This is a genomic window from Flavobacterium psychraerolatum (genome assembly GCF_025960985.1).
Classification (GTDB): Bacteria; Bacteroidota; Bacteroidia; order Flavobacteriales; family Flavobacteriaceae; genus Flavobacterium.
This window is the reverse complement of sequence record NZ_JAOQMX010000014.1, coordinates 35,705-52,674: the sequence shown is the minus strand read 5'-3', so window position 1 is coordinate 52,674 and position 16,970 is coordinate 35,705. Positions and strand designations below refer to the sequence as shown.

At 33.3% G+C, this 16,970-nt stretch carries 15 protein-coding genes; 9 read left to right on the top strand and 6 right to left on the bottom strand.

Annotated elements, in window-relative coordinates; all coding sequences use genetic code 11:
* Positions 1-120: 120 nt before the first annotated feature.
* The 4 genes from M2326_RS07255 to truB are packed head-to-tail and all read left to right on the top strand — an operon-like array spanning position 121 to position 2,836.
* Positions 121-996, top strand: a complete 876-nt coding sequence (locus tag M2326_RS07255) for a cell division protein FtsX (protein ID WP_264618894.1) — start codon at positions 121-123, stop codon at positions 994-996.
* A gap of 48 nt (positions 997-1,044) precedes the next feature.
* Entirely contained in the window at positions 1,045-1,275 is a 231-nt protein-coding gene (locus M2326_RS07250; RefSeq protein ID WP_264618893.1) for a DUF3098 domain-containing protein, read from the top strand.
* A gap of 38 nt (positions 1,276-1,313) precedes the next feature.
* Entirely contained in the window at positions 1,314-2,132 is an 819-nt protein-coding gene (locus M2326_RS07245) for an undecaprenyl-diphosphate phosphatase (protein ID WP_264618892.1), read from the top strand.
* The gene (gene truB, locus M2326_RS07240; protein ID WP_264618891.1) at positions 2,132-2,836 is read left to right on the top strand and encodes a tRNA pseudouridine(55) synthase TruB; all 705 of its coding nucleotides are present in this window, start codon (positions 2,132-2,134) and stop codon (positions 2,834-2,836) included. Before M2326_RS07245 ends, truB begins: the two co-directional genes overlap by 1 nt.
* A gap of 308 nt (positions 2,837-3,144) precedes the next feature.
* On the opposite strand, the gene M2326_RS07235 is transcribed toward truB, so the two are convergent.
* From M2326_RS07235 to M2326_RS07220, 4 genes are all read right to left on the bottom strand, one after another.
* The gene (locus M2326_RS07235) at positions 3,145-3,750 is read right to left on the bottom strand and encodes a thioredoxin family protein (RefSeq protein WP_264618890.1); all 606 of its coding nucleotides are present in this window, start codon (positions 3,748-3,750) and stop codon (positions 3,145-3,147) included.
* A 252-nt stretch (positions 3,751-4,002) separates the two neighbouring features.
* Positions 4,003-5,049 (bottom strand): NAD(P)-dependent alcohol dehydrogenase, encoded by a 1,047-nt coding sequence (locus M2326_RS07230; RefSeq protein WP_264618889.1) that lies wholly within the window; start codon positions 5,047-5,049, stop codon positions 4,003-4,005.
* Positions 5,050-5,317: 268 nt separating this feature from the next.
* Positions 5,318-6,175, bottom strand: a complete 858-nt coding sequence (locus tag M2326_RS07225) for an alpha/beta fold hydrolase (protein ID WP_264618888.1) — start codon at positions 6,173-6,175, stop codon at positions 5,318-5,320.
* A gap of 225 nt (positions 6,176-6,400) precedes the next feature.
* Positions 6,401-7,132 carry a hypothetical protein gene (locus M2326_RS07220; protein WP_264618887.1) on the bottom strand — a complete coding sequence of 244 codons (732 nt, stop codon included), beginning with the start codon at positions 7,130-7,132 and terminating at the stop codon, positions 6,401-6,403.
* A 606-nt stretch (positions 7,133-7,738) separates the two neighbouring features.
* On the opposite strand from M2326_RS07220, the gene M2326_RS07215 reads away from it, so the two are divergent.
* Positions 7,739-9,103, top strand: coding sequence for an NAD-dependent succinate-semialdehyde dehydrogenase (locus M2326_RS07215; protein ID WP_264618886.1), 1,365 nt, complete (start codon positions 7,739-7,741; stop codon positions 9,101-9,103).
* A gap of 235 nt (positions 9,104-9,338) precedes the next feature.
* Here the strand turns inward: M2326_RS07215 and M2326_RS07210 are convergent, their stop codons facing one another.
* On the bottom strand, positions 9,339-9,575 hold the full coding sequence (locus M2326_RS07210; RefSeq protein WP_264618885.1) for a YdcH family protein: 237 nt from the start codon (positions 9,573-9,575) through the stop codon (positions 9,339-9,341).
* A gap of 257 nt (positions 9,576-9,832) precedes the next feature.
* Between M2326_RS07210 and pyrH the strand changes: the two genes are divergently transcribed.
* From pyrH to M2326_RS07195, 3 genes are all read left to right on the top strand, one after another.
* On the top strand, positions 9,833-10,540 hold the full coding sequence (pyrH, locus tag M2326_RS07205; protein ID WP_264618884.1) for a UMP kinase: 708 nt from the start codon (positions 9,833-9,835) through the stop codon (positions 10,538-10,540).
* A gap of 80 nt (positions 10,541-10,620) precedes the next feature.
* Positions 10,621-11,184 (top strand): ribosome recycling factor, encoded by a 564-nt coding sequence (gene frr / locus M2326_RS07200; RefSeq protein WP_264618883.1) that lies wholly within the window; start codon positions 10,621-10,623, stop codon positions 11,182-11,184.
* A gap of 111 nt (positions 11,185-11,295) precedes the next feature.
* Complete coding sequence (locus M2326_RS07195) at positions 11,296-13,794, top strand: DUF5686 and carboxypeptidase regulatory-like domain-containing protein (protein WP_264618882.1); 2,499 nt, start codon at positions 11,296-11,298, stop codon at positions 13,792-13,794.
* Here M2326_RS07195 and M2326_RS07190 read toward each other — a convergent pair.
* Positions 13,791-14,120, bottom strand: coding sequence for a DMT family transporter (locus M2326_RS07190; protein WP_264618881.1), 330 nt, complete (start codon positions 14,118-14,120; stop codon positions 13,791-13,793). The two genes, M2326_RS07195 and M2326_RS07190, sit on opposite strands and share 4 nt — an antisense overlap.
* Positions 14,121-14,426: 306 nt before the next feature.
* On the opposite strand from M2326_RS07190, the gene M2326_RS07185 reads away from it, so the two are divergent.
* Positions 14,427-16,805: an efflux RND transporter permease subunit gene (locus M2326_RS07185; protein ID WP_264618880.1), complete on the top strand. Its 2,379-nt coding sequence runs from the start codon at positions 14,427-14,429 to the stop codon at positions 16,803-16,805.
* Positions 16,806-16,970 lie beyond the last annotated feature (165 nt).

The following is a 16,970-nucleotide window of genomic DNA, read 5'->3' as shown; positions in this document are numbered from 1 at the left end:
GTTTTACTATATAATAAAGGCGCAAATTTACGTTTATTGTACGAAAGTCAAAACTTTGAACGTTATTAACTTCAAATAAAGAAATACTTTATTATTTTTACGGCATAATTAAAACACACTATGAGTTCTTCATTTGATAAGTTTCAAAAACGCAGATTAATTTCGTCTTATTTTTCCGTTGTGCTAAGCATATTCTTGGTTTTGTTTCTTTTAGGAACATTAGGTCTTTTTATCATCAATTCGCAAAAATTGGCAGATGACTTTAAGGAAAAAATTGCGATGACTATCTTTTTCAAAAATGATGCTACCGAAGCAGAATTAAAAACTTTTGGAGAAGAATTAAAAAAAGCACCCTTTGCTAAATCTTCCGTTTACGTAACTAAAGACGAAGCCGCAAAACAACATACCGACATAATTGGTGAAGACTTCCTAACCTTTTTGGGCGAAAATCCATTGCAAAACTCTTTTGACATTCACTTCAAAGCGCCCTACGTGGAGCGTGACAGTATTGCAGCAATAGAAAAAGAATTTCGACTTAATAAACAAATTGACGATATCGTTTACGATAAACAATTAGTGAATTTAGTAAATGATAATATTAAAAAAGTCAGCATGTGGATTCTTATCATAAGCTGTTTCTTGACGTTTATCGCTGTTTTACTAATTAACAGTTCGTTACGTCTTTCAATTTATTCTAATCGTTTTATCATCAAAACTATGCAAATGGTAGGTGCTACAAAATCTTTTATTAGAAAACCTTTTATAATGCGTAGTGTAAAACTAGGAATAATTGGAGCAACACTAGCGATTATCGGACTTATTGCAATGCTTACTTATGTGGAAACTAACTTTCCTGATCTTGAAATACTTGAAAACAAAGCCTTAATCGGAATTGTATTTGCTGCCATAATGGGAATCGGAATTTTGATTACTTGGATCAGTACACATTTTGCAACACAACGTTTCTTAAATCTAAGAACAGACGATTTATATTAATCTAAGATCTTTTAATCGAAAGATAAAAAAACTACAAACGATCCAAAAATGGAAGATAAAAAATCAGAATTTTTATTTGATAAAGTAAATTATAAAATCCTCTTAATAGGACTTGGTGTCATAGCATTAGGTTTTATTCTAATGTCTGGTGGAGGAAGCGACGATCCAACTGTATTTAGCGAAGACATATTCAATTTCAGAAGGATTAGATTAGCACCAACAACGGTATTAATTGGCTTTGGGATCACTGTTTTTTCGATACTTAAACCTAATAAATAGCCCTATAACAGCTAGACATTCCAATTTATAAAAAAATAATGAATACAATACAAGCCATCATCCTTGCTATTATTGAAGGACTTACTGAATACCTACCAATTTCTTCAACCGCCCATATGGGTTTTACGGCCTCTCTTTTAGGGATGGAGGAAAGCGAGTTTTTAAAAATGTTTCAAGTTTCAATACAATTTGGAGCCATTTTAGCAATTGTAGTTTTGTATTGGAAAAAATTCTTTGACTTTAAAAATTTTAATTTCTATCTAAAATTAATTTATGCTGTAATTCCAGCCTTAGTTTTGGGCTATCTTTTTGACGATAAAATTGAAGCCGTTTTAGGAAACCAAATTGCTATATCTTCTGTTTTAGTTTTAGGAGGAGTTGTTCTTTTATTTGTAGATAACTGGTTCAAAAACCCTATAATTCTTGACGAAAAAGACATTACTATTAAAAAAGCTGTAATCATAGGTTTTTGGCAATGTATTGCAATGATGCCTGGAACATCAAGATCTGCAGCTTCTATCATTGGTGGTATGACACAAGGACTGAGCAGAAAAGCAGCAGCCGAATTTTCATTCTTTTTGGCCGTCCCAACTATGTTGGCTGTTACTGTGTATTCTGTTTTTGTAAAGACATGGGGAAAAGGAACGATTACAGAAATGAAGGGATACGAAATGATTATGCAAGATGATAATCACATTCAGTTATTTATTCTTGGTAATGTATTAGCATTTATTGTAGCTTTACTAGCCGTAAAAACATTCATAACTGTTCTAACAAAATATGGCTTTAAATTTTGGGGCTGGTATCGAATCATTATAGGAATAGGCTTATTGATTTATTTTTATACTGCAAAATAATGGAGTCATTAACTATCGAAGATTACCTAAACGGACAAATATTACTAATAGACAAACCCCTAAATTGGAGTTCATTTCAAGCTGTCAATAAATTGAAATATGCTTTAATTAACAATTTGGGTCTTCCAAAAAAATTTAAAATTGGCCATGCTGGCACTTTAGACCCACTTGCTACAGGCTTACTAATAGTTTGTACAGGAAAATTCACCAAAAGAATTATTGAAATTCAAGGTCAAGCCAAAGAATATACGGGTACTTTTCATATAGGAGCAACTACACCTTCCTATGATCTAGAAACCGAAATCGATCACGAATATCCAACTTTACACATCGACGAGGCATTAATTCACAAAACAGTACCACAATTTCTAGGTGAAATTGATCAAATACCGCCTATTTACTCGGCTATAAAGAAAGATGGTGTTCGCTTGTACGAACATGCACGTGCTGGAGAAACAGTTGAAATAGCCTCAAGAAAAACTACTATCCACCAATTTGAAATCACAAGGATTGCTTTACCCGAAATTGACTTTAGAGTTGTTTGCAGTAAAGGAACCTATATTCGATCATTAGCATTTGATTTTGGTAAAGCAATGCAGTCTGGATCACACCTTACAGCACTAAGAAGAACTAAAATTGGCGCATACGAAGTTAATAAGGCTATTGACGTCACTTTATTTGAGCAAAACCTCGAAACCAAATAATACGGCCACAGCAAAACACAGCATAAATTAATTTTACCTGTGTTCAGCCTTGTGATCGTAAAACTACTTAACACCTCAAAGATATTTGACCGATTAATAATGTGAAATATGTTCATTTCCGAATAGAAAACTAGATAATAAATCATACATTTTTTCGAAGAACTTTTTCATGGCGCGTGTTTTTAATTGTTATACAATAACTAAACATTCACAAAAAGCAAATTAAAAAAAAGATAGATTCGACTGGCAATCACTAAGTTACCACTTTTATTTTAAATTAAAACACATAAGAACTTTTATTTATTCTTTTATTCTAAACTAAGCATAGTTTCTACCAATTCATTTTGTACCGATTGACCTTTGTCATTTAGATACCAAAGCTGTAAATTAGTTTTTGCAGTTTCATCTAGCACACCATGCTCTTTTTTATAGCGTGTAATTAATTCTGAGGCACCTTCTGGTCTAGGTCCCCAATGCACCAGTACCTCAGTAGTTTGTTGATCTATAATAATCAATTTAGGAATTGCTTTTCCCCCATTGGTCAAAAATAGTTTCATCAAATCATCGTTATCATCTCGTAATGCTATCTTTAAATCTATCTTACCTTCAGATGCTAAAGCCAATTTTGCGATTACAGGTAAAATTTGTGCTGCATCACCGCACCATCCTTCAGAAATAACTAACCAAATATACTCCTTTTCTAAGTTCTTCATCTTTGTCTGAACTTCTTGGCTTAATTTGATCGTTTTATCCAATCGATTCATTCTAGTATCATTTAACATACTATAATGCGTTATTTCTTCTGACTGCTCTTGACCTGTAGACTTCCCTTCTGTCAACAAATCTGAAACTAATTTTCGGTACTCCAAATAGGAATGGCTATTAAATAATGCTTTGGCAATTACTGTTTTCATATTTTATTTTTTGTATTTACGTAAATTTAAGTAAAATTATTCGAATAATAAATGACTTAGATCACTCAACACTCATGAAAATTCTTTATTTCGAACAAGATTATTGGAGATGAGTGACAGTTAACAAATAACTATTTTGATTATCATTAGAAACAAAAACGCTATTAAAAAGAAACCTCAAAACAGCTTAATTAAAACTGTTTTGAGGTAATTATAATGTTACTCATCTTCTTCAAAGTAGTGTGTTTAATATTACTTCAAAGAAGCCATATCAATTACAAAGCGATATTTAACATCGCTTTTATTCATTCGATCGTATGCTTCGTTAATGTAGTCCATATTAATTAACTCAACATCTGCAGTAATATTGTGTTCTGCACAGTAGTCCAACATTTCTTGTGTTTCTGCAATTCCACCAATTAAACTTCCCATGATGCTTCTTCTTTTCATAACCAAAGTTGCTGCTGGAATAATCGCTGGCGAATTAGGAATCCCAACAATAATCATTGTTCCGTTAGTATTCAATAAGTTCAAGTAAGCATTATAATCATGCTCTGCCGAAACAGTATTTAAGATCACATCAAACTTATTGGCAAGTGAAGCCATAACCTCAGGATCTGAAGTAAGTGCAAAATGGTGAGCACCCAATTTTTTAGCATCTGCCTCCTTGGAAGCTGAATGACTTAACATAGTTACTTCAGCACCAAATGAAGCTGCAAATTTTACGGCCATATGACCTAAGCCACCAAGACCTAAAACCCCCACTTTATGACCTTTACCCACTTTTAAACGACGTAGTGGCGAATAAGTAGTGATCCCTGCGCACAATAATGGTGCTACACCAGACAGCTCAAGTTTGTCTGAAACATGTAAAGTAAATTCTTCATCAACAGTGATGCTTGTGGCATATCCTCCATAATGTGGAATATTTGTTCCTCTTTCATAACTATTGTATGTTCCCACCATACCTTCATCACATAGTTGCTCGTCACCCGCTTGACAACTTGGACATGTTCTACATGAATCTACAAAGCAACCTACCCCTGCAAGTTCTCCAACTTTAAATTTGGTTACAGCACTACCCACAGCGGTAACTCTACCCACAATTTCGTGTCCAGGTACCAATGGGTAAATGGCAGGTCCCCAATCCCCTTTTGCAGTATGAATATCAGAGTGGCAAACACCACTGTAAAGTATCTCTATTTGTACCTTCTTCGCACCTATATCTTTTCTTTCAAATTCAAAAGGTTTCAAAGGTGTTTCTGCATCGTATGCCGCGTACGCTTTTATTGCTGTCATAATAATTTATTGTTTTAAAAGTCAAAATTACGTAACCGTTAAAGGAATATTGTTAAGAATTATATAAATCAAACCTTCAACAGTTGTTAAAAGTTGCAGATTTCACAATGGACATTGCAATCTCTCACTCCCTATTTGTGTGACTTGACAGTACTAAAAATTAATGATATAAGGCTCTTATTCGAATTAACTCTCGATAAAAAATCACCTACTAGCTGAAAACATAGGAATAAAATCTCTTTCAAATACAACTTAATCCTGAAAATTTTTATTTTAGTTTAAATAACTCATTTCGAATACGCTCATAATACGTCCAAGGAATAAAATGATTAGCATCTTTGATCGAAATGGTATCCATCGATTTTGCATTAACAAACTCCTTTTGTATATAAGCCATATTTTTATAAGGTACCAAAGAATCTTTTGTTCCGTGAATAATGGTGACTTTTGCTGTGATTTTAGGAAGCTCAGGTGCAAGTTTTCTCAAATCGTCTTTCAACCACCACAATTCTTCATTTGAAGGACGTAAGGCACCTGGCACCAAATACTTTAATGGAAACGCCATGAAGATCTTACGCCACTTTTCTGGTTTTTCAACTTTTGGATCTAATGCTCCAGCCAAAATGACAAGATTATCATAGGCGCCTGGATCTAAAGTTGCCAATTTCGCTACCACCGGCCCACCCATTGAGTGACCCACTAAAGAAACGGGCTGACCATTGTTTAGTTGTTTAATAAAAATAGATAACCATTGCGCTTGGATCTGCAAATTTTGAGCAGATCGGTAATCACTATACCCAAAACCTGGTCGATCTACGGCAATCATTCGATACTTATGAGTTAATAAGGTATCGACCAAATAGTCCTTGTATGCATCCCAACTGCCTGGCGATCCATGTACGAAGAATAAAGTAGGATTTTGAGACTGTCCAGTTTGTATATAATGTATGTCGTGATCAGGATACACTGCAGTAGAATCTACATACGCCACTTTATGCATGTCAAAGAAAATTTTTGTTTCCCTTTTACTCATGCGCATGGTCATGCATGACTGACAAAATAAAATGTAAGCAACAATTACACTATAAACTAAGTATCGTTTTTTTAAGGCAGAAAACCACTTCATTCTTTTTTTTTAATAAAAATAAGACTTACTAAAAATATATGGTCTTAACTTGTCGTTAAAAAAAAGTAGTATGACCTATTTTGGCACTCATTGCACTGCCGCTGCAATATACTTGAAGATGTATACTACTGTTTGTAATTCCTACAGGATAGGCTTGCTAAATTATAAAAATTCGCACCAATTTATCGATAAAACAAAAGTACCATTTTATTCATTATAACTACTTTAATTAGAGATTTCCACATTATTTAGCTTATTATATTTTGCAGCGAGATTGATCATTAAAAATTTGATTAAGGTATTGTTTTTAGATTTTACAGCTATAACAAACTCGGAATCCTCTACACAATAAAACTGAAACCCTTTGATATAATCTGCTGGTATCTTTAGTTTAACGGTATAATAATCATCTTCAAAAAGATAAATCAAACGGTTAAAGGCACTTTCCTTAGACTCTACTATAATCTCTTTTTTCAACATTGCTTTTCTTCCAGAAATTGCATTTAATAGACCATCAATCCCTCCTCCCGATGTAGCTGTATACAATTTTCTCTCCGCAGCAGTATATTTTTTTTGATTCGCAGAAATGACACCAAGATTTTCAGCACTGATAGATGACTTTTTTATCACAACCTCTTTAAGCGGGATGGTTTGGAGATTAGCCAAAACGTTAATAAAGCCAGATAAAATATCTTGTTTGCTTATTTTCTTATTTACAGTTACCAGATTTACGGCAGTAAAAACCAGTAAATCACCTTCTTTTGCAGTAATGGTAAACTGCCCCAACTCATTTGATGAAGTAGTTGTTTTGGTGGTTTCATTTACTACATTAACCTCGTTAACAAAATCACTAGCTGTTTTAATTGTACCACGCAACTGCACATTTGAAGCTCCTTGAGAAAATGCGATTTGAACAAACAATAGTAAAACAACTGCAATAATAGTACTTTTCTTCACAAGTATGATTTGATTATGTTCTGATGGTGACACAAAGACGAACTACAACATTGTAGTTTTGAAAATTGCATATCGAAGCGACAAATATATCACTTTCAGAAATACCAAACTGAAATTGAGCGTCCTACTCTATGCAATTTACGACAATAAAAAATGTAACAAAAACTATAACAAATTTACTTTCTTTGTTATACTACATCTCCAAAAGGTATATTTATGCATCATCTATCAAGATTACATAATAATAATAATAATGAAAAAATAGTTTGTCATAAAAAGTAAAACTTCTTCCTCTTTTTGAACTATATCAAAACTTATATCCATTAACGTAATCAAAACCTTTCTCATTATGACTTTAAAGCATTTAAAATCATAATTATGCAATACAAATACAAAACGTAAATCACCATCGAATGTTAAATTTTATACTTTAATTAATACCCTACTCCCCCATCATTTAACTATATATTCAAAGTTGTGCATTCAAGATAGTTGTACTTTTATAAAACACAGTTAAACAATCGTTTTTATCCTTTTGTCACCCATATATTCAAATGGAGATGAAACTGTTTAAAATTTTTTATTAATTAAAATACAGTATATATTATGCCAATTCAAACAACAAATCCAGCCACAAATAAAGTTGTCAAATCTTTTGATGAGATGACTGAAAAACAAGTAGATCAAGCCATCGATAATGCAAATACAACATTTAGCAACTGGAAAAAAACGAGCTATAAAGAAAGAGCAACCTTAATTCATAAAGTTGCGGACCTTATGCGAGCTAAAAAAACAGAACTAGCCAAATTAATCACGCTCGAAATGGGGAAAGTCTTTGCTCAGTCAGAAGGTGAAATTGATTTGAGTGCAAACATTTTAGACTATTATGCGGATCATGCCGAAACATTTTTGGCAGACAAAAAACTTAGCCCTGACTCTGGAAAAGCTTTTGTAAGAAGCAGCCCAATTGGAGTATTGTTTGGGGTGATGCCATGGAATTTTCCATTTTACCAAGTAGTACGTTTTGCTGCTCCCAATATTATGGCAGGAAACACCATACTATTAAAACATGCTTCGATTGTGCCACAATGTGCCATTGCAATTGAAAATTTATTTAAAGAAGCCGGCGCTCCTGATGGTTTGTACACTAATTTATTGATTTCTGGTAAAAGAAGTACCGGATTGGTTGAAGACGTCCGAATCAAAGGAATTTCGTTAACCGGTAGCGAAGGCGCTGGAGCAAGTATGGCCGAAGCAGCTGGAAAAAACCTTAAACGATCTGTTTTGGAACTTGGTGGTAGCGATTCCTTCATTATTTTGGAAGATGCAGATATTGACAAAACGGTAGAAATGGCGATCTTAGGCCGAATGAACAATAATGGTCAAAGTTGCGTAGCCTCAAAAAGATTTATTGCCGTAGAAGCAATTGCTGATGCGTTTTTAGAAAAATTTACTGCAAAAATAGCTTCGTTAAAGGTTGGAGATCCTATGGACACCAATACGCAAGTGGGACCATTGAGTAGTGAAGAAGCCTTGCAAAATTTATTAGATCAAGTAGAACGATTTGAAAAAGCAGGAGCCAAAGTAGCCATTGGTGGAAAAAGAGCCTCTGAAGAAGGTGCCTATATGCAACCTACCTTATTGACCAATTTAAAAAGAGGTGAACCTACTTTTTATGAAGAACTTTTTGGACCAGTAGCTTCATTTTACAAAGTTAAAGACGAGCAAGAAGCTATTGACTTAGCAAATGACTCTCCTTTTGGATTGGGAGGTTCAATCTATACCAAAGATATTGAGCGTGCTATTAAAATTGCAGATCAAATTGATTCTGGAATGATTTTTATTAATCGTCCAACAGCATCGCAACCTGACTTGCCTTTTGGAGGAACAAAACGATCTGGTTACGGACGTGAATTATCTGAACAAGGAATTCATGAATTTATAAACAAAAAATTAATTAGAGTGAGCTAATTTATGCTAACGCAATCAAAATAGATTATTTGTTGATATGAGCGGTATTCATCTTTTGGTGGGTACCGCTCTTTCAATTAAATCAATTGAGTACAAGATTATACTATTCGAAAATAATTCATTTCTAAATTTTAGCTATTAAAACACCAACCTATTGCCCTAAAAAGCCAAAGTCCTTTCACACATAAAAAAAAATCCCCAAAATGATGACTTTTGGGGATCGATCTTATATGAATTAATTTTTATTGAGGTACTCATAGATTTCGTCTTTTAATCGAACGCGTTGCACTCTTAAATCATTCAAAGTATCATCAGATGCAGGCTCACTATCTGTTTCTACTCGATACACTTCATGATCCAATTGATCATATTTATCGAATAAAATTTTAAAATGATTGTCTTCTACTTTTAATGTGTGAATTTTTTCTTCGAACTCTGGGAAGGCTACTGCTAAGTTGTGTTTTTTGATCATGTCATTTGGCTTTTATTATTTATCTAAAGGTACTACTTCTTCAAAAAGTAAAATATGATAAATGTCAGCACCAATAGAAGCTTTTGATTCTTATTCTATAACAATAGTATGCTTTGTACATTTGCAAAAACAAGAAAATCAATTTTTCAGGCACACTAATTGACAGAAAAGAGCGAACTAAATTTGTAAATTTTATACATCTCTATTTCAAGAAAAAAGAATATGACTATATTTGCACCAAACAACTCAACAAACTCATGAAATACAAAAGAATTCTACTGAAATTAAGTGGCGAAGCTTTAATGGGAGATAAACAATATGGAATTGATCCTGTAAGATTGGCTGAATATGCTGAAGAAATCAAAAAAATCCACAATAAAGGGATTGAAATAGCCATTGTAATTGGAGGTGGAAATATCTTTAGAGGAGTTGCAGGTGCTAGTGCCGGTATGGATCGCGTGCAAGGAGATTATATGGGAATGCTTGCTACTATCATTAATGGTATGGCATTGCAAGGTGCTCTTGAAGACAAAGGAATGTTGACAAGATTACAAACTGCCCTAAAAATCGAAGCTATTGCTGAACCTTATATCAAACGAAGAGCAGTACGCCATCTTGAAAAAGGTAGAATTGTAATTTTTGGTGCTGGTACAGGAAACCCTTATTTTACAACTGATACAGCTGCTGTACTAAGAGGTGTTGAAATTAATGCTGACGTAATCCTAAAAGGAACTCGCGTAGATGGTGTGTATGATTGTGACCCTGAAAAAAATGCTGCTGCAATTAAATTTGATACGATTTCGTTTGAAGACGTACTAAAAAAAGGATTGAACGTAATGGACACAACAGCCTTTACATTAAGCCAAGAAAACAAATTGCCAATTGTTATTTTTGACATGAACAAAATTGGTAATCTTGAAAAAATTTGTAATGGAGATAATATAGGAACAGTTGTAAACGTCTAGTTTGCAGCATTCGGTTTTAATTTTCTATTCAAATAGAACCTTGAAATAAAACTGATTCTAAAAAAATAAAAATCAAAAAAATGACTGAAGAAATAGATTTTATATTAGATAGTGCTAAAGAATCAATGGAAGGCTCGATTGCACACTTAGAAAAAGAATTTACAAATATTCGTGCAGGAAAAGCTTCACCAGCCATGATTGGTAGTGTCTTTGTTGATTATTATGGATCTTCAACCCCACTAACTCAAGTAGCAAAAATAAGTACTCCAGACGCTAGAACGATTACTTTGCAACCCTTTGAAAAAAACATGTTGCACCCGATTGAAAAAGCGATTATGATTGCCAATCTTGGATTCAACCCAATGAACAATGGCGATTTGATTATCATTAGTGTTCCGCCTTTGACAGAAGACAGAAGACGTGATTTGGCAAAACAAGCAAAATCTGAAGCAGAAGATGCTAAAATCGGAATTAGAAATTCTAGAAAAGATGCTAACACAGACATTAAAAAATTAGAAAAAGACGGTACTTCAGAGGATATGTGTAAAAGCGCAGAAGAAGAAGTTCAGATTTTAACGAACAACTACATCAGAAAAATTGATGAACTATTGGTCGTTAAAGAAGCCGAAATCATGAAGGTATAATAGTAGTACCTCTACTAACTTAAAGTCCGTTTACGCTGTAAACGGACTTTTTTATTCTTATTTTTGCCATACCAAATTAATCATCCACACGTTTGATATGAAATTGATATTATGAAGTATATATTTTTATTTCTTTTACTAACCTCCCTTACCCTTCAGGCGCAGTTCCAAGTCAATGGTATTGTAAAAGATATAGAAACAAATAAAGCGCTTCCGTTTGCCACCCTTACTTTCGATAAAAATCATAAGACGATTACGGATGTAGATGGAAAGTTTGCATTTAAGACCACAACAGACTACCCTATTTTCGAAACAACATACCTTGGTTATAGTAACACAAAAAATGATCTTTCGATAGGCCTGAATTTTTACCCAATCTACCTCACTCCCAATACGACGGCGCTACAAAAAGCAACAATTTTCAATAATAATCCTGCAACAGCTATTATAAAGCAAGCAATTGCTCTCAAAAAGGCAAACAACCCAAAGAACAATCTTACTAGTTTTGAATTCAAATCTTACAACAAACTATTGGTTAGTGCGCATCCAGATTCCATTATTGGTACGTTAGATTCTGTTTTTATTCAAAGAAGACGCGGTTTAGTTTTTAAGAAAATTGATTCTACAAAATTCAAATTCAAAGAAGCTATAACTAAACATCATTTATTTATAACTGAAAAGGTTTCCCATTTTCAATTTAAAGATAATTCTCTAAAGGAAACCATACTAGGTACAAAAATGGCAGGCTTAAAACAGCCCCTCTACGAAATTATTGGTTTCAATTTGCAATCGTTCTCTGTTTATGATGAAAAATATGAATTATTTGAGACTAAATACAAAAGTCCCATCTCCAGAAATGCCCCCAAAGAATACAGTTACAAACTTTTGGATACCGTAAACATAGGTGGCCGGATGACGTATATGATTCACTTTAAGAATAAAAAAATAAGCAAAACCGCTGGTCTAGAAGGTATTCTTTATATAGACCAAAAAAGTTATGCTGTTGCAAAAGCGGTAATGCGTATCAAAGGCGTACTTGATATCAGCGGAACACATGAATTTGAATATGTTCCAGAGCAAAAAATGTGGTTCCCAATTTCCAAAAAATTTAAAATTGTAAAAGGAAAAAATGATGATGATATCAAAATTTTGGGCGGAACAATTCAATTTGATGGAGATTTTGACGATAATTTGTCTACAAGAGAAAAACAACCCTCTGACTATGTATACTTAAGTTCTCAGACTAATAATTTTGATTTTCGATATAACAAACCCGTAACTGTAAAAAAGTCATTTGTAAGTATCGAAATAAAAGACAATGCATTAAACAAACCAGTCGATTTTTGGAACAAATATCGGAAAGACTCTCTAGACCTACGTGAGAAAAAAACCTATTTTGTCCTCGATACATTTTTCCAAAAAAAACGATTAGAGAGTAAAATCCGTTTTGGTCGAAAAATTATTAATGGGTATTTACCGCTACCTTTTTTTGATATGGATTTACGAAAACTTGTGCGCTACAACAATTATGAGGGGTTTCGTTTGGGATTTGGAGGCGTAACCAACGAACGCATGTCAAAAATCTTTAAGATTGATGCCTATGCAGCTTATGGCACCAAGGATGGCGCTTTTAAATATCATTTTGGAGCTTCGGTACGCGTGGGTAAATTCTCAAATTCATGGATTGGCGCAGATTATACTGATGATGTACGCGAGATCGCTAGTACCACATTTGCGATTGACAAAGTACCTTTTAAACTTTACGACCCTAGACCTATTAACATCAGTACCTTTTATAATTATGTAAGTTGGAGAACCTATATTGAAACCGCCATAATCCCTAAAACCGAAAGTATTTGGGAACTTTCTCATTCGGAAATATTACCCAAATTTAATTATGCCTATAACTTGCACAACCATCTGTATACAAATTACCAAATGACCACTGCCAAGGTTTCGTTGCAGTGGAATCCCTTTAGCGATTACATGCAAACCCCAAATGGAAGAATAGAAATTGAAAAGCGTTATCCAAAATTCACCTTTCAAATAACTCAAAGTCTACCTAAAGCTGTATTAACCGATTTTCAGTTTACAAAAATTGATTTTAAAACAGAATATGAAAAAAAATATTTGAATGGTCAAAAAACCAATCTGCTATTCCAAGGAGGATATGCACTTGGAGATGTGCCACTCACCCATTTGTATAATACTTCACCAAATAATATTACAAAAGAAACTATTGTTCAACGTATTACATTTGCAGGTAAAAACAGTTTTGAAACCATGTATTTCAATGAGTTTTTCTCTAGTGAATTTGCTTATTTTCAATTCAAACATAGCTTAAATAGGCTTAAATTATTTTCGAAAATAAAACCATCTTTGGTCTTGGTGTCTAGAATGGCGTGGGGAAATCTACAAAAACCAGAACAGCATGTCGGTATAGAATACAAAACATTAAATAAAGGCTATTTTGAATCGGGTATAGAACTGAATCAAATTCTAAATGGTTTGGGACTAACTGCTTTTTATCGATATGGCCCCAACCAATTACCTAAGTTTGAAGATAATATTGCGGTTAAACTTAGTTTTGTATTGAATATCGGTCTTTAATGACTCGAAACAAATTTTAGCCCTATAATCGAAATAATCAAAGTAGAGATAAAGAACATACGCCAAAAGGTTGCTGGCTCCTTAAAAACCAAAACCCCAACAAGTACTGTTCCGACAGCTCCAATTCCAGTCCAAACAGCATAGGCAGTACCAATAGGCAATACTTGCGTAGCTTTGTACAATAAAATCATACTAACGCTCAAAGACAGTAAAAACCCAATAATCCAATAGGTCGATTCGAGTCCTGAGGTTTCTTTGGCTTTACCCAAGCAGGAAGCAAATGCAACTTCAAAAAAACCTCCAATAATTAATAAAATCCAACTCATTTTTTTATTTTAAAATTAAAAAACAAAGGCTTTTTTACTAAAACCTTTCCTTATAGTACTCTCCGTTTTTTTTCTAGCAGTCTAGAACCTACAATATATCTTAGATCATTACAAACAGTAAGTACAACCTGCAAATAACTTTTTTTTGTAAAAATAATTATACGGAAGCTAATTACACTAGCCTCTTTTAATAGCCCAAAATTAACTTTTAAGACAATACAAAACCATAAAAATGATTTAAAATTCACTAATAACCGACTCTATTATTAGCGTTTTCACTACCTTTGCCCTCATTTTAAATCATCTATGAAAAAAATATTTAAAGTAGGTTTCTGGGAATTTATCGCTCGAATCGTACTTAAAAACAGACTTGCCATTCTTGGTCTTATCTTTTTGATAACCGTTTTACTGGCTTTACAGTGGAAAAACATTCAGTTTTCATTTACCGAAGCTAATTTGCTTCCAGACAATAACAATATTAATACCGAGTACAATGCTTTCCTAGATAAATTTGGTGAAGAAGGAAACTTGATCGTAGTTGGGGTTCAAGATAATGCTTTTTTTACTCCAAAGGTTTTTGCAGCATGGAATAAATTAATGACCGAAATCAAAGCACAAAAAGAAATTGACTTGGTTGTTTCTATCAACGATTTAAAACAACTTAGGAAAAATGATTCACTCAAAACCTTTGAGATGGTTCCTTTTGTTGATCAAAGTAAAACTACTTCACAAACCTATTTGAACTCCGTTAAAAAGGATTTATTTGAAAATATGCCCTTTTATGAAGGCCTCCTTTATAACAAACAAAACGGAAGTTTGCGCTCTGCTATTTACATGGACAAAAAAATTGTAAATACAGCACACCGTAAGGATTATATCGTCAATGATTTTATCCCAAAAATTAAAGCATTCGAACAAGAAACGGGTATTGACTTACGTGTTTCTGGAATGCCCTACATCCGAACACTTAATGCTATCAGCATCCTTAACGAGATAAGCTTATTTATTGGTGCTTCACTATTGATTACCTCTCTGATTTTCTTTTTCTTTTTCCGATCGTTTAGAGCTACTTTAATTGCCATTTTAATTGTTGGTGTTGGTGTTATGTGGACCTTTGGACTTTTAGGAGTATTCAATTATCACATAACTGTTCTAACGGCTTTGGTGCCAACCTTAGTAATTGTTATTGGTATTCCCAATTGCATCTTCTTGACCAATAAATACCAACAAGAATATATGCTTCACGGCAACAAAGCCAAAGCATTACAAAGAGTCATTACCAAAGTGGGTACTGCTACTTTGATGACCAATTTGACCACAGCGGCAGGTTTTGCTACTTTTGTAATTACCAACAGTCAATTATTAAAAGAGTTTGGTATTATTTCGTCATTGAGCATTATGGCCCTATTCTTTTTGTGTTTGATCACAATTCCTATTTATTACAGCTACCAACCAGTTCCTAAACCCAAACATTTAAAACATTTGAGTCTTAATTACACCAAGAGTTTCATGGACTGGATCGAAAAAATGGTAAAATACAATCGTCGTTATGTATACGCAGTCGCGATTGCCTTATTTGCCATAAGCACATACGGCGCATTACAAATTCAAACCTCTGGTAGTTTGATAGAAGACATGCCTCAAAACACTGATTTCTTCAGAGATATTCAATTTTTTGAAAAAGAATTTAATGGAGTTATGCCGTTAGAAATTACGATTGACACCAAGAGAAAAAAAGGAGTTATGAAATCGTCGACCTTACGAAAAATGGACGAATTACAAAAAACCATCGATTCGATACCTGAATTATCTAAACCGATTTCCATTGTGAATTTGGTCAAATATTCAAAACAAGCCTATTACAACGGTAACCCAAATTATTATGAGTTACCAAGTTCGCAAGAGCAAAGTTTTATATTGAGTTATGCCAAAAATGCGACAAAAAATACTAAAGAAAACATTATGAAAAGCTATGTAGATAGCGATGGTCAAACAGCACGTATCACTACGTTTATGAAGGATATCGGAACTGGAAACATGTCTAAAATAGAAGATGAACTGTTAGCCAAAATAAATAAAATTTTCCCAAAAGACCGCTACAATGTTGTCATGACTGGAAAAGCATTAGTCTTTGAAAAAGGGACAAAATACTTATTGGACAATTTAATTACTTCATTACTTTTTGCAGTATTTTTAATTTGTATGCTTATGATTTTCATGTTCAGATCCTTTAAAATGGTCGTAGTTTCTGTCATTCCAAATTTATTACCATTAATGATTACGGCAGGTTTAATGGGGTATTTTGGTATTCCATTAAAACCTTCAACCATTTTGGTTTTCAGTATTGCCTTTGGACTTTCAGTAGATGATACAATTCACTTTTTGGCACAGTACCGTCAAGAACTCGTCCATAACCATTGGAAAATAAAAAAATCTGTATTTGCAACTTTGAAAGAAGCAGGACTAAGCATGTTTTATACTTCTGTAGTACTATTTGCTGGGTTTTCAGTTTTCATGCTTTCAGATTTTGGAGGAACAGTTGCTCTTGGTGGATTAATCGCAATGACTTTACTTTTTGGAATGTTATCCAATTTAATGTTACTTCCATGTTTAGTTTTAACCCTAAATAAATCATTAGCAAACAAACAAGAATTTAAAGAACCAACAATTGATATAACCATCTAATCTGATAATTTACTGCAAAGCAACCTATCAATTATTTGATAAAAAAAACTTTTATTGTTTTACAAAACCATAAAAGAGAAAAATTTAATTACTTTAACAACAATTTAAAACATAAATACAGGAATATAAAAGGCTTTTATTTTGGTTAATAAAAAGAAAAAAAAG

What these genes read in the sequence shown, in the direction of transcription:
- M2326_RS07255 (WP_264618894.1), top strand. Translation starts at nt 121, where the DNA reads ATGAGTTCTTCATTTGATAAGTTTCAAAAACGCAGATTAATTTCGTCT.
- M2326_RS07250 (WP_264618893.1), top strand. Translation starts at nt 1,045, where the DNA reads ATGGAAGATAAAAAATCAGAATTTTTATTTGATAAAGTAAATTATAAA.
- M2326_RS07245 (WP_264618892.1), top strand. Translation starts at nt 1,314, where the DNA reads ATGAATACAATACAAGCCATCATCCTTGCTATTATTGAAGGACTTACT.
- truB (WP_264618891.1), top strand. Translation starts at nt 2,132, where the DNA reads ATGGAGTCATTAACTATCGAAGATTACCTAAACGGACAAATATTACTA.
- M2326_RS07235 (WP_264618890.1), bottom strand. Translation starts at nt 3,750, where the DNA reads ATGAAAACAGTAATTGCCAAAGCATTATTTAATAGCCATTCCTATTTG.
- M2326_RS07230 (WP_264618889.1), bottom strand. Translation starts at nt 5,049, where the DNA reads ATGACAGCAATAAAAGCGTACGCGGCATACGATGCAGAAACACCTTTG.
- M2326_RS07225 (WP_264618888.1), bottom strand. Translation starts at nt 6,175, where the DNA reads ATGAAGTGGTTTTCTGCCTTAAAAAAACGATACTTAGTTTATAGTGTA.
- M2326_RS07215 (WP_264618886.1), top strand. Translation starts at nt 7,739, where the DNA reads ATGCCAATTCAAACAACAAATCCAGCCACAAATAAAGTTGTCAAATCT.
- M2326_RS07210 (WP_264618885.1), bottom strand. Translation starts at nt 9,575, where the DNA reads ATGATCAAAAAACACAACTTAGCAGTAGCCTTCCCAGAGTTCGAAGAA.
- pyrH (WP_264618884.1), top strand. Translation starts at nt 9,833, where the DNA reads ATGAAATACAAAAGAATTCTACTGAAATTAAGTGGCGAAGCTTTAATG.
- frr (WP_264618883.1), top strand. Translation starts at nt 10,621, where the DNA reads ATGACTGAAGAAATAGATTTTATATTAGATAGTGCTAAAGAATCAATG.
- M2326_RS07195 (WP_264618882.1), top strand. Translation starts at nt 11,296, where the DNA reads ATGAAGTATATATTTTTATTTCTTTTACTAACCTCCCTTACCCTTCAG.
- M2326_RS07190 (WP_264618881.1), bottom strand. Translation starts at nt 14,120, where the DNA reads ATGAGTTGGATTTTATTAATTATTGGAGGTTTTTTTGAAGTTGCATTT.
- M2326_RS07185 (WP_264618880.1), top strand. Translation starts at nt 14,427, where the DNA reads ATGAAAAAAATATTTAAAGTAGGTTTCTGGGAATTTATCGCTCGAATC.